The sequence below is a fragment of the Streptomyces colonosanans genome (assembly GCF_001866645.1).
In the GTDB taxonomy this organism is placed as follows: Bacteria; Actinomycetota; Actinomycetes; order Streptomycetales; family Streptomycetaceae; genus Streptomyces; species Streptomyces colonosanans.
The window spans coordinates 104,440-129,612 of sequence record NZ_MLYP01000008.1 but is presented as its reverse complement, the minus strand read 5'-3'; the positions used below and the strand labels follow the sequence as shown (position 1 = coordinate 129,612).

Genomic DNA, 25,173 nt, shown 5'->3' with positions numbered 1-25,173 from the left:
TGCGTACACACCGGCCGTACGGATACGCGCACTGTTCCATGATGACCACGGAACGTGACGATCGTCAGGTGAACACCGAAACACCACTCCCGACCGCACGTGAGCGGTTCTACCGACGCGAACGCCAGTCCGTTCCGGCCGCCCGCTCCTTCACACACAGCGCCCTCACGGACTGGGGCATGGCCGACCGCGCGGACGACATCCTGCTGTGCGTCAGCGAACTCACCACCAACGCCCTGGTGCACGGCGTACCGCCCGGCCGCGGCTTCCAACTGCGGCTGCTGCCGTATGACGGCGGCGCCCTGCGCATCGAGGTCCACGACAGCGGAGGCGGCGTCCCGGCCGTCCCGCACCCGGACCCCGGGGAGCCGGGCGAGAGCGGGCGCGGGCTGCTGCTGGTGGCGGAGCTGGCGGACAAGTGGGGCGTGGGCGAGCGCGACCCCGGCAAGGTGGTGTGGTGCGAGTTCGCGGGCCGGTGATGTGGTGGCGCAGCCTGAAGCCTCCCACCGGGGACCATGCGTACATGTGCGACCATGTGTACACTTGGTCCATGATGCAGATGCCCATAGAGTCCATCCGTGACGTGCGCGCCCACCTGGCGGAAGTGGTCGAGCGGGCGGATCGGGACGATACACCGACGGTCATCACGCGACGGGGCAAAGAAGTCGCCGCCGTCGTATCGATCGAGGTCCTGCGCAAGTACCAGGAATGGGAGGAGCGTGAGATCAACCGGATCATCGACGAGCGCATGGCGAATCCGGCGGTCGGCGTCCCCATCGAGGACGTCATGAGGGAGACGCTGGCACGTGGTGAGTAAGTACCGCACCGTCTTCCGGCCCGAGGCTCAAACAGAACTCCGCAAGGTCCCCCGGGACATAGCGCTCCGCATCCTGGCCAAGCTCACCGAGCTCGAAACCGACCCCTTGGGCTTCAACACCACCGCACTCGTCTCGCAGCCGGACCGGCGCAGACTCCGCGTCGGTGATTACCGGGTCATCTACACGATCGAAGACGGGGAACTGGTGATCTGGGTTGTTGCCGTCGGACACCGGTCCACGGTTTACAACAGCTGACACCGGACACAGGCATGCCGCACGGCTGAGGCGGTGACTACGCTGGCCGCATGGTCAACCTGACACGCATCTACACGCGGACCGGCGACAAGGGCACGACGCACCTCGGTGACATGAGCCGCGTACCCAAGACCGACCTGCGTATCTCCGCCTACGCGGACTCCAACGAGGCGAACGCGGTGATCGGTACCGCGATCGCGCTGGGCGGCCTCGACGAGGAGGTCGTCAAGGTCCTCACCCGTGTGCAGAACGACCTGTTCGACGTGGGCGCGGACCTGTCGACGCCGGTGGTGGAGAACCCGGAGTTCCCGCCGCTGAGGGTCGAGCAGTTCTACGTCGACCGGCTGGAGGCGGACTGCGACCGCTTCCTCGCCGAGCTGGAGAAGCTGCGCTCGTTCATCCTGCCCGGCGGCACGCCCGGCGCGGCCCTGCTGCACCAGGCGTGCACGGTCGTACGGCGCGCGGAGCGCTCGACGTGGGCCGCGCTGGAGGTCCACGGAGAGGTGATGAACCCGCTGACCGCGACCTACCTGAACCGGCTGTCCGACCTGCTGTTCATCCTGGCCCGGTACGCCAACAAGGAGACCGGCGACGTGCTGTGGGTCCCGGGCGGCGAACGCGACTGACCCTGCGCGGGGCCTGCAAGGCGTACTTCACACGCACACGGCCGGGTGAGCTACACAGCCGGGTCAGCGCCTGGCCGCCGTCCGGCCTTGCGCAGCATCACCGGCAGGGGCCTTCTTGGGGAAGAGCAGATACGTCAGAGCGATCACTCCATGGATCCCGGCGACGCGCAGCGCCGTCCACTGCCAGGACCTCAGCGGTTCGGTACCGGACGCGTCGCCGACGTACCAGACCGCCGCCTGCAGCAGGGCCAGGGCGACCGCCGCGGCGAGGGCGGTGCGCAGCCAGAGGCGGCCCTCGTGGCGGGCGCGGGCCAGGCCGTACTTCGGCGGCTTCGGCGGGCGCGGGGCGCCGGCCAGGCGATGGGCGGCGTGGCCGTCGAGCCAGCGGATGGTGTAGTGGCCGTAGGCGACGGTGAAGCCGATGTACAGCGCCGCAAGCCCGTGCTCCCAGCTCGGCTTCGCGCCGTTGCGCAGGTCGATGGCGGTGACCACGAACAGGACCACCTCCAGCAGCGGCTCGCCGAGCAGCAGCGCCACACTGGCGCGGCGCATCTTCAGCAGATAGCGGACGGCCAGGCCCGCGGCCAGCAGCACCCAGAAGCCGACCTCGCAGGCGACGATCAACCCGACGATCACATCTCGCCCCTCTCGTTCCTCCTCCAGGCTCCCTGTGAACGGGGCTCTTCTCGTCGTCGGTGATGAGGAACCCTGACTGCATCCTTCGATGTAGTCACGGACCGTCCTGCGGCATCAGGCACAGGCCCGGTACACCGTGTTGGATGGGGTCATGCCCGCAGCTCTCCCCCGCCCGCACCACCACGACGTCGCTATTGCGGCGGGCGGGCTCCTCGGCGGGCTCTTCCTGATCAGCGTCGGCCTGCACAGCCGGACCGGCGACGACCCGATGAGCGTCCTCGATCAGGACTGGGTGGTCCTGATCCCCCTCGTGGTGACGGCGGGCTGCGAGCTGCTGCGCCGTACACACCCGAGGGCGGGACTGTTCATCGGGACCGCGGCAGTCACCGCGGACCTGTTCACGCGCGGCAATCTCGCCACCGTGGTGATGTTCACGGACCTGGTGTACGCGGCCGTCCTGTACGGCAGCGCCGCCTCGGCCCGTCGCGTCCCCTGGATCACGGGCGTGCTCACGGTGGCCGGAAGCGTGGTCCCGCTCATGGTCTGGCGCGTTCCGCAGGCCCTGTTGATCGGGGTGGCCGTCGGGGCGGTCACCCTGTTGCCCGCGTCGACCGGCTGGGTGGTGCGCAACCATCGCGACACCGCCGTCGCCGCACGTCTGCGCGCCGAACAGACCGCCCTGCTCGCCGAGATGGACCGCACCCAGGCCGTCACCGCCGAACGCGCCCGTATGGCACGGGAGTTGCACGACATGGTGGCCAACCACCTGTCCGCAATCGCCATCCACTCCACGGCCGCGCTGTCCATCGACGACCCGAAGACCTCCCAGGAGGCCCTGGCTGTCATTCGTGAGAACAGCGTGGAGGGGCTCGCCGAGATGCGGCGGCTGATCGGGATCCTCCGGAACGGCACCGCCGAGGGCGAACCGGCCGCGACCCCCACGCTCGACGGGCTCGGCGCCCTGGTCGACAACGCCCGCGCCAACGGGCTCGATGCCACGCTCGACACGAAGTACGAGAAGGTGCCCGTGCCGGTGGAACTGGCCGCCTACCGGATCGTCCAGGAGTCCCTGACAAACGCCCTCAAGCACGCCGACACCGGCCGGGTCACGGTGCGGCTGGTGCAGCGGGACGAGGCCCTCGAGGTGCGGGTGACCAGCCCGTACGGTGACCGGGGCACACCGCGCGCACCGGGCTCCGGCGCCGGCCTCGTCGGGATGAGGGAACGGACGGCGCTGCTCGGCGGTGACTTCGAGGCCGGTCCCGACGGGGCCCTGTGGGCCGTGCGCGCCGTTCTTCCCGTCACCGACGTCCGTCAAGGAGAAACCACGTGATCCGCGTACTCGTCGCCGAGGACCAGTCCGCCGTCCGGGCAGGGCTGGTCCTGATCCTGCGCAGCGCGCCCGACATCGAGGTGGTCGGGGAGGCGGCGGACGGCGAGCAGGCGGTGGCGCTCGCCCGTGAGTTGCGGCCCGATCTGGTGCTGATGGATGTGCAGATGCCGCGTCTTGACGGGGTGTCGGCGACCCGGCAGGTGGTCGCGGAAGGGCTCGCCGACGTCCTGGTGCTCACGACGTTCGACCTGGACGCGTATGTGTTCGGGGCATTGCGGGCGGGCGCGTCGGGGTTCCTGCTGAAGAACACGGAGGCGAAGGACCTCATCGCCGCCGTGCGGACGGTGGCACGGGGCGAGGGGCTGATCGCCCCGGCGGTGACCCGGCGGCTGATCGCGGAGTTCGCCGCCACGCCCGTACGGGAGCCGTCGGCCGACCCGTCGGCCCTGGAGGTACTCACCCGACGCGAGCGCGAGGTGCTGTCCTGCCTCGGTGAGGGGCTCTCCAATGCCGAGATCGCGGTCCGGCTGGACATGGCGGAGGCCACGGTGAAGACGCACGTCAGCCGTCTTCTGGGCAAGCTGGAGCTGCGGAGCCGGGTCCAAGCCGCCGTGCTGGCACAGGAGTTGGGGGTCTGACGGCGGTCCGGCGGAGCACTGCGCAACACTGGTCCAGACCCATTGACCGATGGTCCAGACCTTTCTATTCTCGCGCAGAGCGCTCAGTCATGCCCCCCCACAAACGAGGAGGCGCACCATGCGCTTCAGACACCGGGCCGTGGCAGCATTCGCGACCCTTCTGCTCCCGCTCGCAGGCCTGGTCGGCCTCGCGGGCTCCGCCCACGCCGCCGCATCGGCCACCGCCACCTACGCCAAGACCCAGGACTGGGGATCCGGCTTCGAGGGCAAGTGGACCGTCACCAACTCCGGCACCGCCACCATCAGTTCCTGGACCATCCAGTGGGACTTCCCCTCCGGTACGTCCGTCACCACGGCCTGGGACGCCGACGTGACGAACTCCGGCACCCACTGGACGGCCAAGAACAAGTCCTACAACGGCACCCTCGCCCCCGGCGCCTCCGTCTCCTTCGGCTTCAACGGCGTCGGTTCGGGATCCCCGAGCAACTGCCGAATCAACGGGGCCAGTTGCGACGGCGGTACGACCGTTCCCGGCGACGACCCGCCCTCCGCACCCGGCACCCCGACCGCGTCCGGCATCACCGACACCTCGGTGAAGCTGTCCTGGGCGGCGGCCACCGACGACAAGGGCGTCAAGAACTACGACGTACTGCGGGACGGCGTGAAGGTCGCCACCGTGACAGCCACCTCGTACACGGACAGCGGTCTGACCGCAGGCACCGACTACTCGTACACCGTCCAGGCCCGTGACACCGCCGACCAGACCGGCCCGGTCAGCGCCGCCGTCAAGGTCCACACCACTGGCGGCGGCGGCACGCCCCCGCCCACCGGTGACAAGGTCAGGATGGGCTACTTCACCGACTGGGGCATCTACCAGCGCAACTACAACGTCAAGAACCTGGTGACGTCCGGCTCGGCGGCGAAGATCACGCACATCAACTACGCCTTCGGCAACGTCACCGGCGGCAAGTGCGCGATCGGCGACTCCTACGCCGACTACGACAAGGCGTTCACCGCCGACCAGTCCGTCGGTGGTGTCGCCGACACCTGGGACCAGCCGCTGCGCGGCAACTTCAACCAGCTGCGCCAGCTGAAGGCCAAGTACCCGAACATCAAGGTGCTGTGGTCCTTCGGCGGCTGGACCTGGTCCGGCGGCTTCGGGGCGGCGGCCCAGAACCCGACGGCGTTCGCGCAGTCCTGCTACGACCTGGTGAAGGACTCGCGCTGGGCCGATGTCTTCGACGGCATCGACATCGACTGGGAGTACCCGAACGCGTGCGGCCTCACCTGCGACACCAGCGGGTCCGCCGCCCTGAAGAACGTGCTGTCCGCGCTGCGCGCCAAGTTCGGCTCCAGCGCCCTGGTCACGGCGGCCGTCACCGCGGACGCCTCCTCGGGCGGCAAGATCGGCGCGGCCGACTACGGGGGCGCCGCACAGTACGTCAACTGGTACAACGTGATGACGTACGACTTCTTCGGCGCCTGGAACGCCCAGGGTCCCACCGCCCCGCACTCCCCGCTCACCTCGTACAGCGGTATCCCGCAGGCGGGCTTCAACTCGGCCGACGCGATCACCAAGTTCAAGGCGGCCGGCGTGCCCGCGAACAAACTGCTGCTCGGCATCGGCTTCTACGGCCGCGGCTGGACCGGCGTCACCCAGGACGCCCCGGGCGGCACGGCCACGGGCCCGGCGGCCGGCACGTACGAGCAGGGCATCGAGGACTACCGGGTGCTCAAGACGTCCTGCCCGGCCACCGGCACCATCGCGGGCACGGCGTACGCGCGCTGCGGCAGCAACTGGTGGTCCTACGACACCCCGGCCACCATCGGCTCGAAGATGGCGTGGGCCAAGACGCAGGGGCTGGGCGGCGCGTTCTTCTGGGAGTTCAGCGGTGACACCGGCAACGGCGAACTGGTCAGCGCGCTGAGCAACGGACTGTCGTAACCAAGGACCGCACTGTGATGCTCCCCGGGGCTTCGTCCCCGGGGGCAACCCCCCACCGGCGGGTGAATGTGGCTATGCCACGTTCACCCTCTGTCCGGGTGGAGCGGCCTCGAGCCACGCCAGGAACCCGGTCAGCGCATCCTCGCTCATCGCCAGTTCCAGACGGGTACCCCGGTGGTGGCAGGCGAGAATCACCGCGTCGGAGAGCAGCGCCAGCTCCTCCTCGCCCTCCGGGTCGCGCCGGCCGGCCACCTCGATCGCCGAGCGTTCCAGCACACGACGGGGGCGCAGGGCGTAGGAGAAGACGCGGAACCACTCGACCCGATCACCGTTGTAGCGGGCGACGCCGTAGCTCCAGCCCTTGCCACTGGTGTCGGACTCCTGCGGGACGTCCCATCTGAGGCTGCAGTCGAAGGTGCCGCCGGAGCGCTGGATGAGGCGCCGCCTGAGGCCGAAGACGAACAGCCCCACCACTACGAGTGCCAGGACCGCTCCGATCACACTCAGGGCGAGGACCATCGACACCGACCTCCTCGTCTCCTAGGTAACGGAACGGAAAAAACACCCGGATTCACCTCAGCCGCGACCGGCACCGGATTGCTCCGGGCCGGCCGCGGCTGAGTCACGTCATGACGCGGCGCGCTGGGTTCAGTGCGCGTTCACCGCGCGCAGTCGGACCTCCGCGCGACGCTCGGCGAGGGCGTCGGCCTCCGCCTTCGCGCGCTCGAGAGCCCGCTCCGCGCGCTGGACATCGATCTCGTCCGACAGTTCGGCGATCTCGGCCAGCAGCGACAGCTTGTCGTCCGCGAACGAGATGAAACCGCCATGCACTGCGGCGATGACCGTTCCACCATCACTCGTACGGATGGTCACCGGGCCCGACTCCAGCACACCGAGCAGCGGCTGGTGACCGGGCATGACGCCGATGTCGCCGGACGTGGTGCGCGCGACGACCAGGGTGGCCTCGCCGGACCAGACCTGGCGGTCGGCGGCGACCAGCTCGACGTGCAGCTCAGCAGCCAAGGGTGGCTCCTCGGGTCACCACCCGGCGGTGATGCCGGGTGTTGGGTCATAAGTCTAGTAGGGCTCGGGGCACCGAAGTGCCCCGGGCCCGCCCCGCCCATCGGCGGGGGGGGTGCGGGGGCCGTGCGCGGTGGCGCGATCCCCGCGGTCATGCGGTGGCGTGGAGAGGGGGACGGGACGCGGGCCGTGGCCGACGCGGTCTCGTCCCCCTCCGCTCAGAGCCCGACGTCAGGAGACGCCCAGCTCCTTCGCGTTGCTCTTCAGGTCCTCGATACCACCGCACATGAAGAACGCCTGCTCCGGGAAGTGGTCGTACTCACCGTCGATGATCGCGTTGAAGGCCGCGATCGACTCGTCCAGCGGGACGTCCGACCCGTCGACGCCGGTGAACTGCTTGGCGACGTGGGTGTTCTGGGACAGGAAGCGCTCCACACGACGGGCGCGGTGGACAACGAGCTTGTCCTCCTCGCCGAGCTCGTCGATACCGAGGATCGCGATGATGTCCTGGAGGTCCTTGTACTTCTGCAGGATCGTCTTCACGCGCATGGCCGCGTTGTAGTGATCCGCAGCGATGTAGCGCGGGTCCAGGATCCGGGACGTGGAGTCCAGCGGGTCCACGGCCGGGTAGATGCCCTTCTCGGAGATCGGACGGGACAGAACCGTCGTCGCGTCGAGGTGGGCGAAGGTGGTGGCCGGGGCCGGGTCGGTCAGGTCGTCCGCGGGGACGTAGATCGCCTGCATCGAGGTGATCGAGTGACCACGGGTCGAGGTGATGCGCTCCTGGAGGAGACCCATCTCGTCAGCCAGGTTCGGCTGGTAGCCCACCGCGGAGGGCATACGGCCGAGCAGGGTCGACACCTCGGAACCCGCCTGGGTGAAGCGGAAGATGTTGTCGATGAAGAACAGCACGTCCTGCTTCTGGACGTCACGGAAGTACTCGGCCATGGTCAGGCCGGCCAGCGCGACGCGCAGACGGGTGCCCGGCGGCTCGTCCATCTGACCGAAGACCAGCGCGGTCTTGTCGATGACGCCCGAGTCGGACATCTCCTCGATCAGGTCGTTGCCCTCACGGGTGCGCTCACCGACACCGGCGAACACGGAGACACCGTCGTGGTTGTTGGCGACACGGTAGATCATCTCCTGGATGAGCACCGTCTTGCCGACGCCGGCGCCGCCGAACAGACCGATCTTGCCGCCCTTGACGTACGGGGTCAGCAGGTCGATGACCTTGACGCCGGTCTCGAACATCTCGGTCTTCGACTCGAGCTCGTCGAAGTTCGGCGCCTTGCGGTGGATCGGCCAGCGCTCGCCCTGGTACTGCTCGTCGACGTTCAGCACCTCACCGAGGGTGTTGAACACCTTGCCCTTGGTGAAGTCGCCGACCGGGACGGAGATGGCCGAGCCCGTGTTCGTCACCGCGGCCTGGCGGACCAGACCGTCGGTGGGCTGCATCGAGATCGTACGGACCAGACCCTCACCCAGGTGCTGGGCGACCTCGAGGGTCAGGGTCTTCTTCTCGCCCTCGTTCGCCGGGTCGGAGACCTCGACGTGCAGCGCGTTGTAGATGTCCGGCATCGCGTCGACGGGGAACTCCACGTCGACGACCGGGCCGATGACCCGCGCGACGCGGCCCGTCGCCGTGGCCGTCTCAACAGTGGTGGTCATTACTTGTCACTCCCCGCGGTCGCGTCGGCCAGGGCGCTCGCGCCACCGACGATCTCGCTGATTTCCTGGGTGATTTCGGCCTGGCGGGCCGCGTTGGCAAGACGGGAGAGCGTGTTGATCAGCTCGCCCGCGTTGTCGGTGGCCGACTTCATCGCGCGCCGCGTGGCGGCGTGCTTCGAAGCGGCCGACTGGAGCAGCGCGTTGTAGATGCGGCTCTCCACATAGCGCGGCAGCAGGGCGTCGAGGACGTCCTCCGCCGACGGCTCGAAGTCGTACAGCGGAAGGATCTCGTCCTTCTTCTGCGACCGCTCCGACACTTCGTCGAGTCGCAGCGGCAGCAACCGGGAGTCGATCGCCGTCTGCGTCATCATCGAGACGAACTCGGTGTAGACGATGTGGAGTTCGTCCACGCCGCCGTCCCCGTTCGTCTTCTCGATGGCCTCGATCAGCGGGGCCGCGACCTGCTTGGCGTCCGCGTACGTGGGCTCGTCGGTGAAGCCGGTGAACGACTCCGTGATCTTGCGCTCACGGAAGTTGTAGTGGGCGACACCACGGCGGCCGACGATGTACGTGTCGACCTGCTTGCCCTCGCGCTCCAGGCGCTCGGTCAGCTGCTCCGCCGCCTTGATGGAGTTGGAGTTGAAGGCGCCGGCCAGACCGCGGTCGCTCGTGAGGAGCAGGACCGCGGCACGGCTCGGGTTCTCCGCCTCCGTGGTCAGCGGGTGCTTGGTGTTAGAACCGGTGCCGACCGCCGTGACCGCGCGGGTCAGTTCCTGCGCGTACGGCGTGGAGGCCGCCACCTTGCGCTGCGCCTTGACGACGCGCGAGGCGGCGATCATCTCCATCGCCTTGGTGATCTTCTTGGTCGCGGTGACGGATCGGATGCGACGCTTGTAGACCCGGAGCTGGGCTCCCATGAGTCAGGTCCCTTCCTTACGTCACTTGGCGGCAGCGGCCGGAGTGTCCTCGCCGAGCAGCTTGCCGTCCGAGGTCTCGAACTGCTTCTTGAACTCGGTGACCGCGTCGTCGATCGCCTGGATCGTGTCGTTCGACATCTTGGCGCCCTCCTTGATGGAGGTCATCAGGCCCTGCTCCTTGCGGTGCAGGTAATCGAGGAGCTCCGTCTCGAAGCGGCGGATGTCGATGACCGGCACGTCGTCCATACGGCCGTTGGTGCCGGCCCAGACGGAGACGACCTGGTCCTCGGTGGCCATCGGCTGGTACTGGTTCTGCTTGAGCAGCTCGACCATGCGCTGACCGCGCTCCAGCTGGGACTTCGACGCGGCGTCCAGGTCGGAACCGAAGGCGGCGAACGCCTCCAGCTCACGGAACTGGGCGAGGTCGACGCGCAGACGGCCGGAAACCTGGCGCATCGCCTTGTGCTGGGCCGAACCACCGACACGGGAGACCGAGATACCGACGTTCAGGGCCGGACGCTGACCGGCGTTGAACAGGTCGGACTCCAGGAAGCACTGGCCGTCGGTGATGGAGATGACGTTGGTCGGGATGAACGCCGAGACGTCGTTGGCCTTGGTCTCGACGATCGGCAGACCGGTCATCGAACCGGCACCCATGTCGTCGGAGAGCTTGGCGCAGCGCTCCAGCAGACGGGAGTGCAGGTAGAAGACGTCACCCGGGTAGGCCTCGCGGCCCGGCGGACGGCGCAGCAGCAGGGACACGGCGCGGTAGGCGTCGGCCTGCTTCGAGAGGTCGTCGAAGATGATCAGGACATGCTTGCCCTGGTACATCCAGTGCTGACCGATGGCCGAACCGGTGTAGGGCGCCAGGTACTTGAAGCCCGCCGGGTCGGACGCCGGGGCGGCGACGATGGTCGTGTACTCCAGCGCGCCGTTCTCCTCCAGCGCGCGGCGGACCGACGCGATGGTGGAGCCCTTCTGGCCGATGGCGACGTAGATGCAGCGGACCTGCTTCTTCGGGTCGCCGGTGCGCCAGTTGTCACGCTGGTTGATGATCGTGTCGACGGCCAGGGCGGTCTTGCCGGTCTGGCGGTCACCGATGATCAGCTGACGCTGACCACGGCCGATCGGGGTCATCGCGTCGACGGCCTTGTAGCCCGTCTCCATCGGCTCGTGCACCGACTTGCGCTGCATGACCGTGGGGGCCTGCAGCTCGAGGGCGCGGCGGCCCTCGGTGTCGATCTCGCCGAGGCCGTCGATGGGGTTGCCGAGCGGGTCGACGACGCGGCCGAGGTAGCCCTCGCCGACGGCCACGGAGAGCACCTCACCGGTGCGCTGCACCGGCTGACCCTCCTCGATGCCGCTGAACTCACCGAGGACGATGGCACCGATCTCGCGCTCCTCGAGGTTGAGGGCGAGGCCGAGGGTGCCGTCCTCGAACTTCAGCAGTTCGTTGGCCATGGCCGAGGGAAGACCCTCGACCTTCGCGATGCCGTCGCCGGCAAGGGTGACCGTACCGACCTCCTCGCGCGAGGCCGCGTCCGGCTTGTACGACTGGACAAAGTTCTCCAGCGCGTCCCGGATCTCCTCCGGCCGGATCGTGAGCTCCGCCATCTGGGTTCCCTGCTCTCCTTGTTGGGCCCGAAGTTTCTTTGGGGGTCTGGGGGCGGCCCCCAGGAATCCTCTGCACGGCCCAACGCGGGCCGTAGTACTGCGTATGGAGTTGCGCTTAGCTCGCCATGCGGCGGGCGGCGTCCTCGAGTCGGTCCGCGACGGAACCGTTGATGACCTCGTCACCGACCTGCACCCGGATCCCGCCGAGGACCTCGGGGTCCACGTCGAGGTTGAGGTGCATCTGGCGGCCGTAGACCCTGGCCAGCGCGGCACCGAGGCGCCGCTTCTGGGTGTCGCTCAGCGGTACCGCCGAGGTGACGACGGCGACCATGCGGTCACGGCGCGCGGCGGCGAGCTTGGACAGGGACTCGATTCCCGCTTCCAGGCTACGTCCCCGCGGCGCGGTCACAAGACGCGTCACCAGACGTTCGGTGGTCACGTTGGCCCGGCCACCGAGCAGCCGACGCAGCAGCTCGCTCTTCGCCGAGGCGGTCGCGGAACGGTCGGTCAGCGCGGCGCGCAGCTCGGTGTTCGAGGAGACGATGCGGCCGAACCGGAACAGTTCGTCCTCGACGTTGTCGAGCCCGCCCGCCTTCTCGGCGGCGGTGAGGTCGGCAATGTTCGCCAGCTCCTCCACCGCGTCCACCAGGTCGCGCGGCTGCGACCAGCGCGAGCGCACCATGCCGGCCACCAGGTCCGCGGTCGGCCCGCTGACCTGGCCGCCCAGCAGACGCTGGACCAGCTCGGCCTTGGCCTCGCCGGACTGCGCCGGGTCGGTGAGGACCCGACGCAGCGATCCCTCGCGGTCGAGCAGCGCGGTGACGGCGGCCAGCTCGTCGGCGAGCTGCGTCGCGTCCACGGACGTGGAGTCCGTCAGCGCGTCGAGACGCTCACGTGTGGCTGCCAGGGCCTCGCGGCTCGCTCCGTTCATCGCGCGGCCTCGGCCTTCTGCTCGAGCTCGTCGAGGAAGCGGTCGATCACGCGGCTCTGCCGGGCGTGGTCCTCGAGGGACTCGCCGACGAGCTTGCCGGCCAGCTCGGTGGCGAGCTTGCCGACGTCCTGCCGCAGGTTCTGCGCGGCGGCGTTACGGTCGGCCTCGATCTGCGCATGACCGGTGGCCACGATCTCCTCGCGCTGCCGCTGACCCTCCGCGCGCATCTCGGCGATGAGCACGGCGCCCTGCTCCTGCGCCTCCTGGCGCAGCCGCGCGGCCTCGTGCCGGGCTTCGGCGAGCTGAGCCTTGTACTGCTCAAGCACGCTCTGGGCCTCGACCTTCATGGCGTCGGCCTCTTCGATGCCGCCTTCGATCGCCGCGCGCCGCTCCTCCAGAACCTTGTTGATGTTCGGAAGCAGCTTCTTCCAGAAGAAGAAGAACACGATGGCGAAGGCGACGGCGCCGACGAGCAGCTCGGGGCCGGCCGGGATGAGCGGGCTCTGCGGCTCACCTTCGGACGCCAGCTGTACCAGGTTGGCGATCACATCAGTGCCTTTCGTCGATACGTGTCGGTCAGGGGTTGATTACCGACCGAACACGAACGGCATAACGATGCCGATGAGGGCGAGCGCCTCACAGAAGGCGAAGCCGAGGATCTGGTTGGCGCGGATCAGACCGGCGGCCTCGGGCTGGCGGGCCAGGGCCTGGGTGCCGTTACCGAAGATGATGCCGACGCCGATGCCGGGGCCGATCGCGGCGAGGCCGTAGCCGATGGAGCCGGTGGAACCGGAGACAGCGGCAAGGGTCTCAGTGGCAGCCATGCTGAATCTTCCTTCTCTTTACGGACCGGTGGGGGTTGACCACCGGACGACCGGGGGGGTGGGGGTGGGGCTCAGTGGTGCTCGACGAGAGCGCCCTGAATGTAGGAGCAGGCGAGGAGCACGAAGACGTACGCCTGGACGGCCTGCACGAAGAGCTCGAAGAGGATCATGGCCACGGTCATCACGAACGAGACACCGGCGGCCGGGATCATGTAGGTGTTCATCAGGTACCAGGAGGCGACGGTGAACATCACCAGCATCAGGTGACCCGCGAACATGTTGGCGAAGAGTCGCACCGCGTGCGTGAACGGGCGGACGATCAGGTTCGAGAAGAACTCGATGACCATGACGAGCGGCAGCACGCCGCCGAGCGACTTGTCGTAGCCCGTGACGTTCTTGAAAAAGCCGACGAAGCCGTGCTTCTTGAAGGTCAGCGCGACCCAGGTGATGTAGACGATGGCGGCGAGGACCATCGGGAAGGCGATCGCCGACGACACCGGGAACTGGGCCAGCGGGATCACGGACCAAATGTTCATGATCCAGACGAAGAAGAACAGCGAGACCATGAGCGGGACGTACTTCTCGCCCTCGCGCTTGCCGAGCGTCTCGTAGACGATGCCGCGGCGCACGAAGTCGTAGCCGGCCTCGCCCACCAGCTGGAGCTTGCCCGGGACCACCTTGGCCTTGCCGAACGCCGCCCAGAAGAACGTCACCACCAGGGCGGTGGTGATGAGCGCGAGCAGCATCACCTTGTTGAACTCGAACCCGCCGATCGTGGCGATCGGCTCGAAGAGAAACGAGTGCAGGCCCGGAGCCGGGAAGCCACAGCCGTTGTCGGACAGGATGCGGCAGCTCCAGTCAAAGGCGAGCTGGGTCTGGTCAGCACTCACCGCGGGCTCCTTCGGCGTGACGCATGGGTTGGGCAACCTCGTTGTGTCGGTGCGGCGCGCAGCCGCGGAACGGCACCGGACTGGTGTTACGGATGTGGGGGCGGCTGGGGGGCATCAAGCCTCGCGATTGAGCAGGCGTCAGCTCAGATGCCCTCGCCCGCGATGCCGCAGTTGGCACCGGACGATAGCAGGAACTCTCACACGTCTTTATCCCGGCCCTACCCCTCACGACGAGGAGCCCGTCTTCTCGGGCTTCTCGCTCTTGTGGGAGTCCGGCTCGACGTAGAAGATCTTGGCCTTCATGTGCGCACGCGCCTGCGCCGCCATCCACACGACCGTCGCGACGACGAGTCCGGCCGCGAACGTCTTCGGATTGAAGAGGGAAGTGTCCTTGAAGACGCCCACGAAGATCAGGAGCAGCAGGAGTTGAGCGACGTAGAGCAACAGCCCCATGGCCTGGAACAGGTGCGGGAGCGACTTCGCCGTCCACTGCAGGACATAGAGACCGATCCCCATGAAGAGGATGGCGAGCGCCGCCCCGACGGCCGCGCCGACCGCACCCTTGCCACCCGCGACCGCGCCACTGACGGCGACGGCGATCGCGCCGACAGCCGCTGTGGGTACAGCGATCTGCAGAAGATTGCGGGCATCAGTGGACGGCATGGCGGCAACTCCGCTATGTGGAGGGGGCAGGGTGTCGTCATGGACGAGCGTAGTCCCGGGCCGAGTGAGGGCCTCGCGCCGAGAGGCCCATCGCACTGGGGCCCCTGGGCTCTATCCCCGGGTTCTCGTGAACGGTATCACAAACTATTTGATGCGGTCTTTACCAAGTGGGTGTGCCCACTCTCACACATGAGAGTGAGTCCGCCCTTCTGGGCGAATCGACGGGCGACTTGCGGGGTATTAGGGCGCTTTGCACCCCCACGATTCGGCAATGCGCACGCCAGATTCTTACCTTGCACGTCAGCGCGACGACTCCGCCTCGCGGCGGTCCAGATGCGCACGAGAGCCGATCGCAGTGGCTCCGTTGACCCCTGAGACGCCTGCGCCGACGCGGGGGCGGCCCGCGTCGGGCTGCGGCTCCTCCCCTGCCATGTACGCGGTGGCCGGCACCGGTTCCAGGACGGCACGGCGGCGGTAGCGCGGCGGCACGAACGCCTCGGCCCAGCGCGGGGCGCGCGGCGTGAACCTCGGCAGCAGGAGCAGCACCAGCCCGATGAAGCTGAGGAACACGATGCCCAGCACGATCCACATGGACGCCGACTTCACGGAGTACGCGAGGGCGCCGAAGGCGATGAGCGCCGACCAGAAGTACATGATCAGCACGGCCCGGCTGTGCGAGTGCCCGATCTCCAGGAGCCGGTGGTGCAGATGCCCCCGGTCCGCGGCGAACGGCGACTGGCCGCGCCAGGTTCGGCGCACGATCGCGAGGACGAGGTCGGCGGCCGGGACGGCGATGATCGTCAGCGGCAGCAGCAGCGGGATGTAGACCGGGACGGTCTGGTGGACCGTGGCGCGCTCGGAATAGAGGTTCATCGCGTCCGGGTCGACCTGCCCGGTGATCGAGATGGCACCGGCGGCGAGCACGAGCCCGATCAGCATCGACCCCGAGTCGCCCATGAAGATCCGCGCGGGGTGCATGTTGTGCGGCAGGAAGCCCAGGCACATGCCCATCAGGATGGCCGAGAACAAGGTCGCGGGGGCGGCGGCCTCCAGGCCGTAGCCGTACCAGATCCGGTACGCGTACATGAAGAACGCGGCTGCCGCGATGCACACCATGCCCGCGGCGAGGCCGTCGAGGCCGTCGACGAAGTTGACCGCGTTGATCGTGATGACGACCAGGGCGACCGTCAGCAGGGTGCCCTGCCACTGTGTGAGCGCGACCAGGCCGACGCCCGGGACCGGTAGCCACAGGATCGTCAGGCCCTGCATGACCATCACGCCCGCGGCGATCATCTGGCCGCCGAGCTTGATCAGGGCGTCGATCTCGAACTTGTCGTCCAGCACGCCGATGAGCCAGATGAGCGCCGCGCCGGAGAGCAGTGCCCGCGGTTCGTTGGAGCTGGAGAAGACCTCGTTGAGGTTCTCCAGGTGGGCGGCCACCAGCAGGCCCGCGCACAGGCCGAAGAACATCGCGATACCGCCGAGCCGGGGTGTGGGTTCCCGGTGCACGTCCCGGGCCCGGATCTCCGGCATGGCTCCGGCCACGATCGCGAACTTGCGTACCGGCCCTGTCAGCAGATACGTCACCGCGGCCGTGATGCAGAGCGTCAGCAGGTATTCACGCACGGGCTTCCCCACAGGTCTCGCTGGGCGTCCTCAACCTCACACCCTAGCTTCGCGTGCATATGGTTGAGGACCAACGGGTAGCGAAGATGGTTGCACGTGCGGCTGTGCAGAGGGCCGCGTCCGCCGTCACCGGCCGGGGTAGGGCGGGAATCTTCCGGTCAGCTCCCGCACCTCCGTACGCGCTCGCGCACCGTCCGTCTCCTCGCGCAGCACGGCCGCGAACAGCGCGGCAATACGTGCCATCTCGGCCTCGCCCATGCCCTGCGTGGTCACCGCGGCGGTGCCCAGGCGCAGCCCGCGGGCGTCGCCGTGGGGCAGCGCGCAGGTGTCCAGGACCAGGCCGGCGGCCATGAGCCGCCCCCGGGCGGTGCGGCCGTCGACACCGAGCGGCGCGGGGTCGACGATCAGCATGTGGGTGTCGGTGCCGCCGGTGACGATCACGAGCCCCTCGGCGGCCAGGCCCGCCGCCAGCGCTCGGGCGTTGGCGACCACCTGGTGGGCGTAGACCGCGAAGGCCGGCCTCGCCGCCTCCCCGAACGCGACGGCCTTGGCGGCGATGGCGTGCATCTGGGCGCCGCCCTGTGTGAACGGGAAGACGGCCCGGTCCACGCGCTCGGCCAGGTCGCTCCCGCACAGGATCATGCCTCCGCGCGGGCCGCGCAGCACCTTGTGCGTGGTGGCGCAGACGACGTCGGCGTACGGCACCGGGCTGGGCGCCGCTCCCCCGGCGACGAGCCCGATGGGGTGAGCGGCGTCGGCGATGAGGTACGCGCCCACCTCGTCGGCGACGTCGCGGAAGAACGCGTGGTCGACATGGCGCGGATAGGCGATGGACCCGCACACCACGGCCTTGGGCCGGTGTGTCCGGGCGAGGGTGCGCACCTGGTCGTGGTCGATGAGCCCGGACTCGGCCTCGACCCCGTAGGCGACGAAGTCGAACCAGCGGCCGGAGAAGTTGGCGGGCGAGCCGTGTGTGAGGTGGCCTCCGTAGGGCAGTCCCAGGGCGAGCACGGTGTCACCGGGCCGCAGCAGTGCGGCGTACGCGGCGAGCATCGCGGACGATCCCGAGTGCGGCTGCACATTGGCGTGCTCGGCCCTGAACAGCACCTTCGCGCGTTCCACGGCGGTGCGCTCGGCCATGTCGACGATCTCGCACCCGCCGTGGTAGCGGGCGCCGGGGTATCCCTCGGCGTACTTGTTGGCGAGCGGGGAGCCGAGGGCGGCCAGCACGGCCGGCGAGGTGAAGTTCTCGGCGGCGATGAGCTGCAGCGTCCTCGACTGCCGGGCGAGTTCCCCGGCCAGGATGTCGGCCATCTCGGGGTCCTGCCGGCGCAGGACGTCGGCCTCGAGGGTGTGGGTGACCGCCATGGTGCACTCCGGGCGTCGGGGACGTACGTCCAATGTAGGCCCGGGGCCCCTGGGACGCCTGGTCGTCGCATCCGCGCAGGTACGCCTGTGAGTGCCGTGACCACGGCGCCCGGCCCGTCATCCCGCCCGGCCGGAGCGGCGCCGCCAGAACGCCGTCCGAGCGCCTCGAACGCGTCCCCGTGCCGTCGGGGGGTACCCGGCCGGGTATCGCGGCGTCAGGCCTGGGCGTGTACGCCCGTCAGTGCCGTCACCACCGGGTCCAGCGCCTGTTGGATCTCGCACCCGATCGACTGGAAGAACGGCAGCGGCGCCCCGTACGGATCGTGCACCTCGTCCGCCTCCGCCGTCGGCGCCAGCAGCCAGCCGCGCAGCGCCGCCGCGGCACGGACCAGGGCGCGGGCCCGCTCGACCACGCCATCCTCCAGCGGGGGCAGGGTCGCCGGGTCTATCGCCCGTACCAGGCGAGTGAACTCCTTCAGGGTGAAGGTGCGCAGCCCCGCCGAGTGGCCCATGGAGATGACCTGGGCGCGGTGGTCGCGGGTCGCCGTCAGCACCAGGTCCGCGCGGATGACGTGCTCGTCCAGGAGTTCACGGCCGACGAACCCGGAGGCATCCGCTCCGAAGTCCGCGAGGACCGCCTCGGCGTTCTCCTCCATGGGGGCGCCCTCATGGCCCCAGGTGCCCGCGCTCTCCACGATCAGACCGCCCCACAGCGGGTCGCCGAGGCGGTCCGCCAGGGCATGACGGGTCAGCCGCTCGGTGATCGGCGAGCGGCACACGTTGCCGGTGCTGACATGGAGAATGCGGAAGGTGTCGTGGCGAGGACCCGGCTCTGTCAGGTCCTCCGTCTCGTCCCCGTTGCCTATGCCACGCCCCGAGTCAGGGGCTGTCAATTCGCCACCTCGAGGTCGGGTACGACCTTGCGCAGCTCATCGGCCGAGACCGCGCCCTGACGCAGCAGGATCGGCACCTCACGCGTGACGTCGACGATCGACGAGGGGACGATGCCGGGGGTCGGGCCCCCGTCGAGGTAGACGGAGATCGAGTCGCCGAGCATCTGCTGCGCGGCGTCACAGTTCTCCGGTGCCGGGTGCCCGGTCAGGTTCGCGGAGGACACGGCCATCGGGCCGACGTCCGTCAGCAGCTCGATGGCGACCGGGTGCAGCGGCATGCGCACGGCGACCGTGCCCCGGGTGTCGCCCAAATCCCACTGCAGGGACGGCTGCTGTCTGGCGACGAGGGTGAGGGCACCCGGCCAGAACGCGTCGACCAGTTCCCAGGCCAGCTCGGAGAAGTCCGTGACCAGGCCGTGCAGGGTGTTCGGGGTGCCGATGAGGACGGGCGTGGGCATGTTGCGGCCCCGGCCCTTGGCCTGGAGCAGGTCGGCCACGGCCTCCGAGGAGAACGCGTCGGCGCCCACGCCGTACACGGTGTCGGTGGGCAGCACCACGAGTTCGCCACGGCGGACAGCGGACGCGGCCTCGCGAAGACCGGTCGCTCGGTCGGTCGCGTCATTGGTGTCGTATCGCCGTGCCATGTCTAGAGGACCTCCTCGTACACGTACTGCTGGATCACGTACTGCTGGCTTGAAGTCTTCGGAAGGGGCGTGCGCCGCGCCGGGCCGCGTGCCGATCTCACGGCAGCGCCTTGCGGGCGGTCGCGAAGCGCGGCCGGTTGTTGAGGTCGGGGTGGTCGGCCGCGTCGGCCCAGCCCCGCTCCTCGGTGAAGATCCACGGCACCTGGCCGCCCTGCGTGTCGGCGTGCTCGATGACGACGACGCCACCGGGGCGCAGCAGCCGGTGCGCGGCGCGTTCCAGACCGCGGATCAGGTCGAGTCCGTCCTCGCCGGAGAACAGGGCCAGTTCGGGGTCGTAGTCCCGGGCCTCGGGGGCGACGTACTCCCATTCGGTCAGCGGGATGTACGGCGGGTTGGAGATCACGAGATCGACCTGGCCGTCGAGGTCGGGGAAGGCCGTCAGGGCGTCTCCCTGGCGCAGGTCGACCCTGGACCCCTCCATGTTCTTGCGGGTCCACTGGAGGGCTTCCTCCGACAGCTCCACGGCGTGCACGCGCGAGCGCGGCACCTCCTGGGCCAGCGCGAGCGCGATGGCGCCGGAGCCCGTGCACAGGTCCACGATCAGCGGCTCGACGACGTCCATAGCGCGCACGGCGTCTATCGCCCAGCCGACCACCGACTCGGTCTCGGGGCGGGGGACGAACACCCCGGGCCCCACCTGGAGTTCCAGGTACCGGAAGAAGGCGCGCCCGGTGATGTGCTGGAGCGGCTCGCGCGCCTCACGGCGGGCGACGACCTCCCAGTAGCGGGCGTCGAAGTCGGCGTCCTTCACGGAGTGCAGTTCGCCCCGCTTGACACCGTGCACGAAAGCGGCGAGCTCCTCCGCGTCATTGCGCGGCGAGGGCACGCCGGCGGCGGCCAGCCGCTGGGTGGCCTGAGCCACCTCCGCGAGCAGCAGGTTCACGCTCGTCCTCCGGTCCTTGTGCGGTGCGGTGTCTTACGCGGCCGCGAGCTTGGCGGCCGAGTCCGCGTCGACGCAGGCCTGGATCACCGCGACGAGGTCGCCGTCCAGCACCTGGTCCAGGTTGTACGCCTTGAATCCGACGCGGTGGTCCGAGATGCGGTTCTCCGGGAAGTTGTACGTACGGATCTTCTCGGAGCGGTCGACGGTGCGGACCTGGCTGCGGCGGGCGTCGGCGGCCTCCCTCTCCGCCTCCTCCTGCGCCGCGGCGAGCAGCCTGGAGCGCAGGATACGCATCGCCTGCTGCTTGTTCTGCAGCTGGCTCTTCTCGTTCTGGCAGGAGGCGACGACTCCGGTCGGAAGGTGCGTGATGCGCACCGCGGAGTCGGTCGTGTTGACGGACTGGCCGCCAGGACCGGAGGAGCGGTAGACGTCGATGCGGAGGTCGTTCGGGTTGATCTCGACGTCGACGTCCTCGGCCTCGGGCGTGACGAGGACACCGGCCGCGGAGGTGTGGATACGCCCCTGGGACTCGGTGGCCGGCACACGCTGCACACGGTGCACGCCGCCCTCGTACTTCATCCGGGCCCACACGCCCTGACCGGGCTCGATCTGCCCGCGGACCTTGACCGCCACCTGGACGTCCTTGTAGCCGCCCAGCTCGGACTCGGTGGAGTCGATGATCTCGGTCTTCCAGCCGACGCGCTCGGCGTACCGCAGGTACATCCGCAGCAGGTCGCCGGCGAACAGGGCTGACTCGTCGCCGCCCGCACCCGCCTTGATCTCGAGGATGACGTCCTTGTCGTCGTTGGGGTCGCGCGGGATGAGCAGGAAGCGCAGCTTCTCGGTCAGTTCCTCGCGCTGCTTCTCCAGGTCCTTGACCTCGGCCGCGAAGTCCGGGTCGTCGGCGGCCAGTTCACGCGCAGTCTCGATGTCGTCGCCGGCCTGCTTCCAGGAGCGGTACGTGGCGATGATCGGGGTCAGCTCCGCGTAGCGCTTGTTGAGCTTGCGCGCGTTCGTCTGGTCGGCGTGGACCGACGGATCAGCGAGCTTCTTCTCCAGGTCGGCGTGTTCACCGACCAGTTCATCGACCGCCTCGAACATCTCCGGCTCCCATGGGGTGTCCCCTGCCCGGCCGGGGCGTGGGGGACGTAGGTACGACTGAAAGGGGCTGCACCGCAAAGCGCCGGTCCCGACGCCCCCGGTACGGGAGCACCGGAGACCGGCGCGGTGGGCTCGCTACTTCTTGGCAGCGGCAGCCTTGCCGAAGCGGGCCTCGAAGCGGGCCACACGGCCACCGGTGTCGAGGATCTTCTGCTTGCCCGTGTAGAACGGGTGGCACTCGGAGCAGACCTCGGCCCGGATGGTGCCGGACTCGATGGTGCTACGGGTGGTGAACGACGCGCCACAGGTGCAGCTGACCTGCGTCTCGACGTACTCGGGGTGGATGTCGCGCTTCAAGGGTGACTCCTAGATTCCTGGAGGGCGCCGGGTCGCAGCCGCGGGATGCGGAAGCGTGAACCGGAGCCGACGTACCAGTCTGCCAGGACTGGCCGCATCCCCCAAAACCGGGGGATCAAGCGATCTATTCCCCTCGGTGCCCGAGGGGCCCGGATCGGCCCGGGAGCGCCTCAGGACCCGGCCACGACGCCCTGGGCCCGGCCCTTCGCGGAGTCCGCGGTCGCGGTCGCCGGGATCGGCCGGTCGTTCTTCAGGGCGTCCCACACGAGCTGGGCCTTGGCCTTCTCCATGAGGACGCGGTTGGGGTTCGCCGGGTCGTACTGGACCGGCATCGTCACCATGGCCATGTGGGACGAGTCGATCCCCTTGAGCCCGCCGGCGAAGGACACCAGGTTCTTGACGGAGGCCAGGTCGGAGTCGGTGGTGACGGCCCTGGTCGCGGTGTCGGCGAGGTCGTACAGCTTGGCCGGGCTGGTCAGGACGCCGATGTGCCCCACCTGGTCGACCAGGGCCTTGACGAAGGCCTGCTGGAGCTGGATGCGGCCGAGGTCGGAGCCGTCGCCGACGCCGTGCCGGGTGCGGACCAGGCCGAGGGCCTGTTCGCCGTCGAGGGTGTGCGTGCCCGCCTTCAGGTGGAGGTGGCTGTTCGGGTCGTCGATGTCCTTGGTGGTGGTCACCCGGACGCCGCCGAGGTCGTCGATCAGCTTCTGGAAGCCGGCGAAGTCGACCTCCACGAAGTGGTCCATGCGGATGCCGGTGACCGACTCGACGGTCTTCACGGCGCAGGCGGCGCCCCCGGTGGAGTACGCGGAGTTGAACATCTCGCCGGAGACCGCCGGGTGCACGGTGCCCTTGCTGTCGGTGCACTCGGGGCGGTCGACGAGGGTGTCGCGCGGGATGGAGACCACGCTGGCCCGCTTGTGGCCCTTGTAGACGTGGATGATCATCGCGGTGTCGGAGCGGGCAGTGCCGTCGTCGGCGCCGCCGCCCAGCTTCCCGTTGCCGCCGGAGCGGCTGTCCGAGCCCAGGACCAGGATGTTCTCGGAGCCGTTGTCGACCTTCACGGGCCGGTGGGTACCGAGGGCCTGGTTGATGTCGACGCTGTGGATGTTGCCATTGAGCTTGAAGTACACGTAGCCGACGCCGGTGCCGCCGAGCACGAGAACACCCGCGGCGGTCCAGGCGGCGACCAGGGCCGCCGTGCGCCCCCTGCTGCGGGGCTTGCGGCGGCGGCCCTTCCCCCGGTGGCGGGGGCCGGTCGTCGTGGCCATGTCGGCTATGCCGGCGTCCGGCGTGCTCTCGGCGGGCATGTGCTCCCTCAGTCCTCGTCCGGTCGAGTACCCCCTCAGGTCAGGACCAGGCCCGGTACGGCCGAGTTTCGACCGATACCGCACCCTCGTCCCTCCGCAGGTCAGACGGGGGAATTCGGCAAAGGGTTGCACAACACCCTGTATCCACCCTGTACGCATAAAACCACTATGCGTAGCGGTACCGTGTCTCGGTGGCGCCTCCGACCTGCGCATTCACGGGGCCCTCCGATTCCGGTCGCGGCGGGCACGGCACGGGGAGCATGTGGTGAAGGTCTCGTACACGGCGAAGGGCCGCCCCCGTCGCGGGAGCGGCCCTGAGCACGGTCGCCGTGGCGCCGGCGGGATCAGCCGAAGAGGTTGAACGCCCCCCAGCCGCCGCCGACCTTGATCCGGCTCCCGAACGGCGCCGAGGCAACGCCGGTGCCCTTGTACAGCCACAGCACGCCGGAGGCGTCCCGGGCCAGCAGGTCGGGCTTGCCGTCGCCGGTCACGTCACCGGAGGCGGCGAAGGCGTTGTACGCGTTCCAGCCGCCGCCGACCTTGATCCGGCTCCCGAACGGCGCCGAGGCAGCGCCGGTGCCCGGGTACAGCCACAGCACGCCGGAGCCGTCCCGGGCCAGCAGGTCGGGCTTGCCGTCGTTGTTGTAGTCGCCCTTGCCGGTGATGGTGTACGCGGACCAGCCGCCACCGATCCGGACGCGGGTGCCGAACAGCCCGTTGCCCTTGCCCGGGTAGAGCCACAGGACGCCGTCCTTGGCCTGGGCGACCATGTCGGGCAGCCCGTCGCCGGAGAGGTCGCCCGGAACCCGGATGTCCTTCATCACGTTCCAGCCGCCGCCGACGCGGTACGACTGGTAGCGGTCGCTGCCGTTGAACGCGAAGTCGTACAGGACACCGTCCGTGGTGCGGTACAGGTAGTCCTGGTAGAAGTCGCGGTTCAGGTCGGCCTGACGCACCAGGCTCAGCCCGCTCCAGTCGCCGAGCGAGACGCGCTTGCCCAGGTAGGGCGCCCGGTCGCCGAGCGAGTAGTACTCGTAGGCCTGGCCGCCGGGCGTGCGGACGAACAGGTCCGCCCGACCGTCGAAGTCGAGGTCGGCGTCGTCGATGCGCGCGTTGACCGGGCCGACGTAGGAGCGGGTCTTGGCGTAGACGCTGTAGGCGCCCTTCTCGACGCAGTCCTTGACGCCCCACGACACGACGCCGGCGATCCGGCCGTTGACCACGAGCGGGCCGCCGGAGTCACCGTTGCACGGGGAGACCGTACCGGCGTCCTGACCGGAGGCCGGGTTGCCGGCGCAGGTCATCTGACCGGGCACGAACTCGGAACCGTAGGCCCCGGTGCAGGTGGCGTCCGACCGCATCGGCACGGTCGCCTTCTTCAGCGTCAGCGAGAGGTCCTCGCTGGTGGAGCTGGTGCGCCCCCAGCCGTACACCGTCGCCGGAGTGCCGTTGTTGTACGAGACGCTGTCGGAGCTCGACGTCAACTGCAGCGTCTTGTACGGCAGCGCCTCGGTCAGCGTCAGCACCGCGAGGTCGCCGCCCGATGTGGTCCTCGGCTTGTACGTGGGGTTGACCCACTGGCGCCACACGCCGGCGACGCGGCCGCCGTGCAGGTCGTTGCCGTCCGGCAGCTGGCTGGTGCCGGCGAGGATCGCGCCGTGCCTCGCCCAGTCCAGGCCGTACACGCAGTGCGCGGCGGTCAGGACCTTCGCCGGGGCCACCAGCGTGCCGCCGCAGAAGTACCCCTCGTCGTCGGACGGGTCCGCGGTGCCCTTGTTGTCGTAGTAGTGCAGCTGCACCATCCACGGCGCCTCGGCGATGGTCGCGTTCGAACCACCGATGATCTTCGGGTCGGCGGTGCGGGACGCGGCCTCGGGGCTCTGGTCGGCCTTCGGCTCCGCAGTGGAAGCGGTGGGAGCGGCGGCCGGGTCGTCCTTCAGCGCGGTCCGGGACCCCTGGATCCGCTTCAGCAGGTCGGTCTGAGATGCGCTGGGCTTCTCGGTGACGGCCGGCCGGGGCGGGACGGGGGCGGTACCGGACGCCTGGGCGGGCGTCGCCGCGAGGACCGCGCCACCCAGGGCAAGTGCGGCGGCAGCCGCGGGAAGAGCCAGGTGCGGTCTTCGGGAAGATGATGCCACTCAGTTTCTCCTGTC

At 69.2% G+C, this 25,173-nt stretch carries 27 protein-coding genes; 7 read left to right on the top strand and 20 right to left on the bottom strand.

Features of this window, described 5'->3' with window-relative positions; genetic code table 11:
* The first annotated feature begins 68 nt into the window (after nucleotides 1–68).
* The 4 genes from BIV24_RS04370 to BIV24_RS04355 all read left to right on the top strand — a co-directional run bounded on the left by BIV24_RS04370 (nucleotide 69) and on the right by BIV24_RS04355 (nucleotide 1,699).
* Nucleotides 69–479: an ATP-binding protein gene (locus tag BIV24_RS04370; protein ID WP_071364834.1), complete on the top strand. Its 411-nt coding sequence runs from the start codon at nucleotides 69–71 to the stop codon at nucleotides 477–479.
* 71 nt (nucleotides 480–550) lie between these two features.
* A complete protein-coding gene (locus tag BIV24_RS04365) occupies nucleotides 551–817 on the top strand; it encodes a type II toxin-antitoxin system Phd/YefM family antitoxin (protein WP_071364832.1) in 267 nt (88 codons plus the stop codon).
* Nucleotides 810–1,073, top strand: coding sequence for a type II toxin-antitoxin system RelE family toxin (locus BIV24_RS04360; RefSeq protein ID WP_071364833.1), 264 nt, complete (start codon nucleotides 810–812; stop codon nucleotides 1,071–1,073). The genes BIV24_RS04365 and BIV24_RS04360 overlap by 8 nt, the downstream gene beginning before the upstream one ends.
* Nucleotides 1,074–1,123: 50 nt before the next feature.
* Complete coding sequence (locus BIV24_RS04355) at nucleotides 1,124–1,699, top strand: cob(I)yrinic acid a,c-diamide adenosyltransferase (protein WP_071364784.1); 576 nt, start codon at nucleotides 1,124–1,126, stop codon at nucleotides 1,697–1,699.
* 63 nt (nucleotides 1,700–1,762) lie between these two features.
* On the opposite strand, the gene BIV24_RS04350 is transcribed toward BIV24_RS04355, so the two are convergent.
* On the bottom strand, nucleotides 1,763–2,335 hold the full coding sequence (locus BIV24_RS04350; protein WP_071364783.1) for a hypothetical protein: 573 nt from the start codon (nucleotides 2,333–2,335) through the stop codon (nucleotides 1,763–1,765).
* Between the two features lie 151 nt (nucleotides 2,336–2,486).
* Between BIV24_RS04350 and BIV24_RS04345 the strand changes: the two genes are divergently transcribed.
* From BIV24_RS04345 to BIV24_RS04335, 3 genes are all read left to right on the top strand, one after another.
* Nucleotides 2,487–3,668: a sensor histidine kinase gene (locus tag BIV24_RS04345; protein WP_071364782.1), complete on the top strand. Its 1,182-nt coding sequence runs from the start codon at nucleotides 2,487–2,489 to the stop codon at nucleotides 3,666–3,668.
* Entirely contained in the window at nucleotides 3,665–4,306 is a 642-nt protein-coding gene (locus tag BIV24_RS04340) for a response regulator (RefSeq protein WP_071364781.1), read from the top strand. The genes BIV24_RS04345 and BIV24_RS04340 overlap by 4 nt, the downstream gene beginning before the upstream one ends.
* A gap of 118 nt (nucleotides 4,307–4,424) precedes the next feature.
* The gene (locus tag BIV24_RS04335) at nucleotides 4,425–6,251 is read left to right on the top strand and encodes a glycoside hydrolase family 18 chitinase (RefSeq protein WP_071364780.1); all 1,827 of its coding nucleotides are present in this window, start codon (nucleotides 4,425–4,427) and stop codon (nucleotides 6,249–6,251) included.
* A 72-nt stretch (nucleotides 6,252–6,323) separates the two neighbouring features.
* Here the strand turns inward: BIV24_RS04335 and BIV24_RS04330 are convergent, their stop codons facing one another.
* The 19 genes from BIV24_RS04330 to BIV24_RS04240 form a co-directional block, all read right to left on the bottom strand.
* On the bottom strand, nucleotides 6,324–6,770 hold the full coding sequence (locus BIV24_RS04330; protein ID WP_071364779.1) for a DUF2550 domain-containing protein: 447 nt from the start codon (nucleotides 6,768–6,770) through the stop codon (nucleotides 6,324–6,326).
* Between the two features lie 129 nt (nucleotides 6,771–6,899).
* Entirely contained in the window at nucleotides 6,900–7,274 is a 375-nt protein-coding gene (locus BIV24_RS04325) for a F0F1 ATP synthase subunit epsilon (RefSeq protein ID WP_071364778.1), read from the bottom strand.
* A 228-nt stretch (nucleotides 7,275–7,502) separates the two neighbouring features.
* The gene (gene atpD, locus BIV24_RS04320; protein WP_071364777.1) at nucleotides 7,503–8,939 is read right to left on the bottom strand and encodes a F0F1 ATP synthase subunit beta; all 1,437 of its coding nucleotides are present in this window, start codon (nucleotides 8,937–8,939) and stop codon (nucleotides 7,503–7,505) included.
* Nucleotides 8,939–9,856 carry a F0F1 ATP synthase subunit gamma gene (locus tag BIV24_RS04315; RefSeq protein ID WP_071364776.1) on the bottom strand — a complete coding sequence of 306 codons (918 nt, stop codon included), beginning with the start codon at nucleotides 9,854–9,856 and terminating at the stop codon, nucleotides 8,939–8,941. The genes atpD and BIV24_RS04315 overlap by 1 nt, the downstream gene beginning before the upstream one ends.
* A gap of 21 nt (nucleotides 9,857–9,877) precedes the next feature.
* The gene (gene atpA, locus BIV24_RS04310; protein ID WP_071364775.1) at nucleotides 9,878–11,470 is read right to left on the bottom strand and encodes a F0F1 ATP synthase subunit alpha; all 1,593 of its coding nucleotides are present in this window, start codon (nucleotides 11,468–11,470) and stop codon (nucleotides 9,878–9,880) included.
* Nucleotides 11,471–11,585: 115 nt separating this feature from the next.
* Nucleotides 11,586–12,401, bottom strand: coding sequence for a F0F1 ATP synthase subunit delta (locus BIV24_RS04305; RefSeq protein ID WP_071364774.1), 816 nt, complete (start codon nucleotides 12,399–12,401; stop codon nucleotides 11,586–11,588).
* Nucleotides 12,398–12,949, bottom strand: coding sequence for a F0F1 ATP synthase subunit B (locus BIV24_RS04300; RefSeq protein WP_071364773.1), 552 nt, complete (start codon nucleotides 12,947–12,949; stop codon nucleotides 12,398–12,400). Before BIV24_RS04300 ends, BIV24_RS04305 begins: the two co-directional genes overlap by 4 nt.
* 39 nt (nucleotides 12,950–12,988) lie before the next feature.
* On the bottom strand, nucleotides 12,989–13,225 hold the full coding sequence (gene atpE / locus BIV24_RS04295; protein WP_071364772.1) for an ATP synthase F0 subunit C: 237 nt from the start codon (nucleotides 13,223–13,225) through the stop codon (nucleotides 12,989–12,991).
* A gap of 71 nt (nucleotides 13,226–13,296) precedes the next feature.
* On the bottom strand, nucleotides 13,297–14,115 hold the full coding sequence (atpB, locus tag BIV24_RS04290) for a F0F1 ATP synthase subunit A (RefSeq protein ID WP_483883269.1): 819 nt from the start codon (nucleotides 14,113–14,115) through the stop codon (nucleotides 13,297–13,299).
* Between the two features lie 225 nt (nucleotides 14,116–14,340).
* Nucleotides 14,341–14,778 (bottom strand): Cg1360 family ATP-synthase-associated protein, encoded by a 438-nt coding sequence (locus tag BIV24_RS04285; protein WP_071364771.1) that lies wholly within the window; start codon nucleotides 14,776–14,778, stop codon nucleotides 14,341–14,343.
* A 300-nt stretch (nucleotides 14,779–15,078) separates the two neighbouring features.
* Nucleotides 15,079–16,404: an MraY family glycosyltransferase gene (locus tag BIV24_RS04280; RefSeq protein ID WP_071364830.1), complete on the bottom strand. Its 1,326-nt coding sequence runs from the start codon at nucleotides 16,402–16,404 to the stop codon at nucleotides 15,079–15,081.
* Between the two features lie 126 nt (nucleotides 16,405–16,530).
* The gene (locus tag BIV24_RS04275) at nucleotides 16,531–17,772 is read right to left on the bottom strand and encodes a serine hydroxymethyltransferase (protein ID WP_071364770.1); all 1,242 of its coding nucleotides are present in this window, start codon (nucleotides 17,770–17,772) and stop codon (nucleotides 16,531–16,533) included.
* Between the two features lie 215 nt (nucleotides 17,773–17,987).
* Nucleotides 17,988–18,665: an arsenate reductase/protein-tyrosine-phosphatase family protein gene (locus BIV24_RS04270; protein ID WP_071364769.1), complete on the bottom strand. Its 678-nt coding sequence runs from the start codon at nucleotides 18,663–18,665 to the stop codon at nucleotides 17,988–17,990.
* Entirely contained in the window at nucleotides 18,662–19,309 is a 648-nt protein-coding gene (locus tag BIV24_RS04265; protein WP_071364768.1) for an L-threonylcarbamoyladenylate synthase, read from the bottom strand. Before BIV24_RS04265 ends, BIV24_RS04270 begins: the two co-directional genes overlap by 4 nt.
* Nucleotides 19,310–19,406: 97 nt before the next feature.
* Nucleotides 19,407–20,252: a peptide chain release factor N(5)-glutamine methyltransferase gene (gene prmC / locus BIV24_RS04260; RefSeq protein WP_071364767.1), complete on the bottom strand. Its 846-nt coding sequence runs from the start codon at nucleotides 20,250–20,252 to the stop codon at nucleotides 19,407–19,409.
* 33 nt (nucleotides 20,253–20,285) lie between these two features.
* A complete protein-coding gene (gene prfA, locus BIV24_RS04255; RefSeq protein ID WP_071364766.1) occupies nucleotides 20,286–21,353 on the bottom strand; it encodes a peptide chain release factor 1 in 1,068 nt (355 codons plus the stop codon).
* Nucleotides 21,354–21,488: 135 nt separating this feature from the next.
* Nucleotides 21,489–21,710 carry a 50S ribosomal protein L31 gene (rpmE, locus tag BIV24_RS04250; RefSeq protein ID WP_028804216.1) on the bottom strand — a complete coding sequence of 74 codons (222 nt, stop codon included), beginning with the start codon at nucleotides 21,708–21,710 and terminating at the stop codon, nucleotides 21,489–21,491.
* Nucleotides 21,711–21,880: 170 nt separating this feature from the next.
* Nucleotides 21,881–23,020 carry an LCP family protein gene (locus BIV24_RS04245; RefSeq protein WP_071364765.1) on the bottom strand — a complete coding sequence of 380 codons (1,140 nt, stop codon included), beginning with the start codon at nucleotides 23,018–23,020 and terminating at the stop codon, nucleotides 21,881–21,883.
* 344 nt (nucleotides 23,021–23,364) lie between these two features.
* Entirely contained in the window at nucleotides 23,365–25,158 is a 1,794-nt protein-coding gene (locus tag BIV24_RS04240; RefSeq protein ID WP_071364764.1) for a trypsin-like serine protease, read from the bottom strand.
* Between the last annotated feature and the right edge of the window lie 15 nt (nucleotides 25,159–25,173).

Coding starts and splice junctions, on each gene's coding strand:
- atpE (WP_071364772.1), bottom strand. CDS start 13,225: ATGGCTGCCACTGAGACCCTTGCCGCTGTCTCCGGTTCCACCGGCTCC.
- BIV24_RS04265 (WP_071364768.1), bottom strand. CDS start 19,309: ATGGCACGGCGATACGACACCAATGACGCGACCGACCGAGCGACCGGT.
- atpA (WP_071364775.1), bottom strand. CDS start 11,470: ATGGCGGAGCTCACGATCCGGCCGGAGGAGATCCGGGACGCGCTGGAG.
- BIV24_RS04285 (WP_071364771.1), bottom strand. CDS start 14,778: ATGCCGTCCACTGATGCCCGCAATCTTCTGCAGATCGCTGTACCCACA.
- atpD (WP_071364777.1), bottom strand. CDS start 8,939: ATGACCACCACTGTTGAGACGGCCACGGCGACGGGCCGCGTCGCGCGG.
- BIV24_RS04345 (WP_071364782.1), top strand. CDS start 2,487: ATGCCCGCAGCTCTCCCCCGCCCGCACCACCACGACGTCGCTATTGCG.
- BIV24_RS04315 (WP_071364776.1), bottom strand. CDS start 9,856: ATGGGAGCCCAGCTCCGGGTCTACAAGCGTCGCATCCGATCCGTCACC.
- BIV24_RS04335 (WP_071364780.1), top strand. CDS start 4,425: ATGCGCTTCAGACACCGGGCCGTGGCAGCATTCGCGACCCTTCTGCTC.
- BIV24_RS04330 (WP_071364779.1), bottom strand. CDS start 6,770: ATGGTCCTCGCCCTGAGTGTGATCGGAGCGGTCCTGGCACTCGTAGTG.
- BIV24_RS04305 (WP_071364774.1), bottom strand. CDS start 12,401: ATGAACGGAGCGAGCCGCGAGGCCCTGGCAGCCACACGTGAGCGTCTC.
- prfA (WP_071364766.1), bottom strand. CDS start 21,353: ATGTTCGAGGCGGTCGATGAACTGGTCGGTGAACACGCCGACCTGGAG.
- BIV24_RS04365 (WP_071364832.1), top strand. CDS start 551: ATGATGCAGATGCCCATAGAGTCCATCCGTGACGTGCGCGCCCACCTG.
- BIV24_RS04275 (WP_071364770.1), bottom strand. CDS start 17,772: ATGGCGGTCACCCACACCCTCGAGGCCGACGTCCTGCGCCGGCAGGAC.
- BIV24_RS04355 (WP_071364784.1), top strand. CDS start 1,124: ATGGTCAACCTGACACGCATCTACACGCGGACCGGCGACAAGGGCACG.
- BIV24_RS04245 (WP_071364765.1), bottom strand. CDS start 23,020: ATGCCCGCCGAGAGCACGCCGGACGCCGGCATAGCCGACATGGCCACG.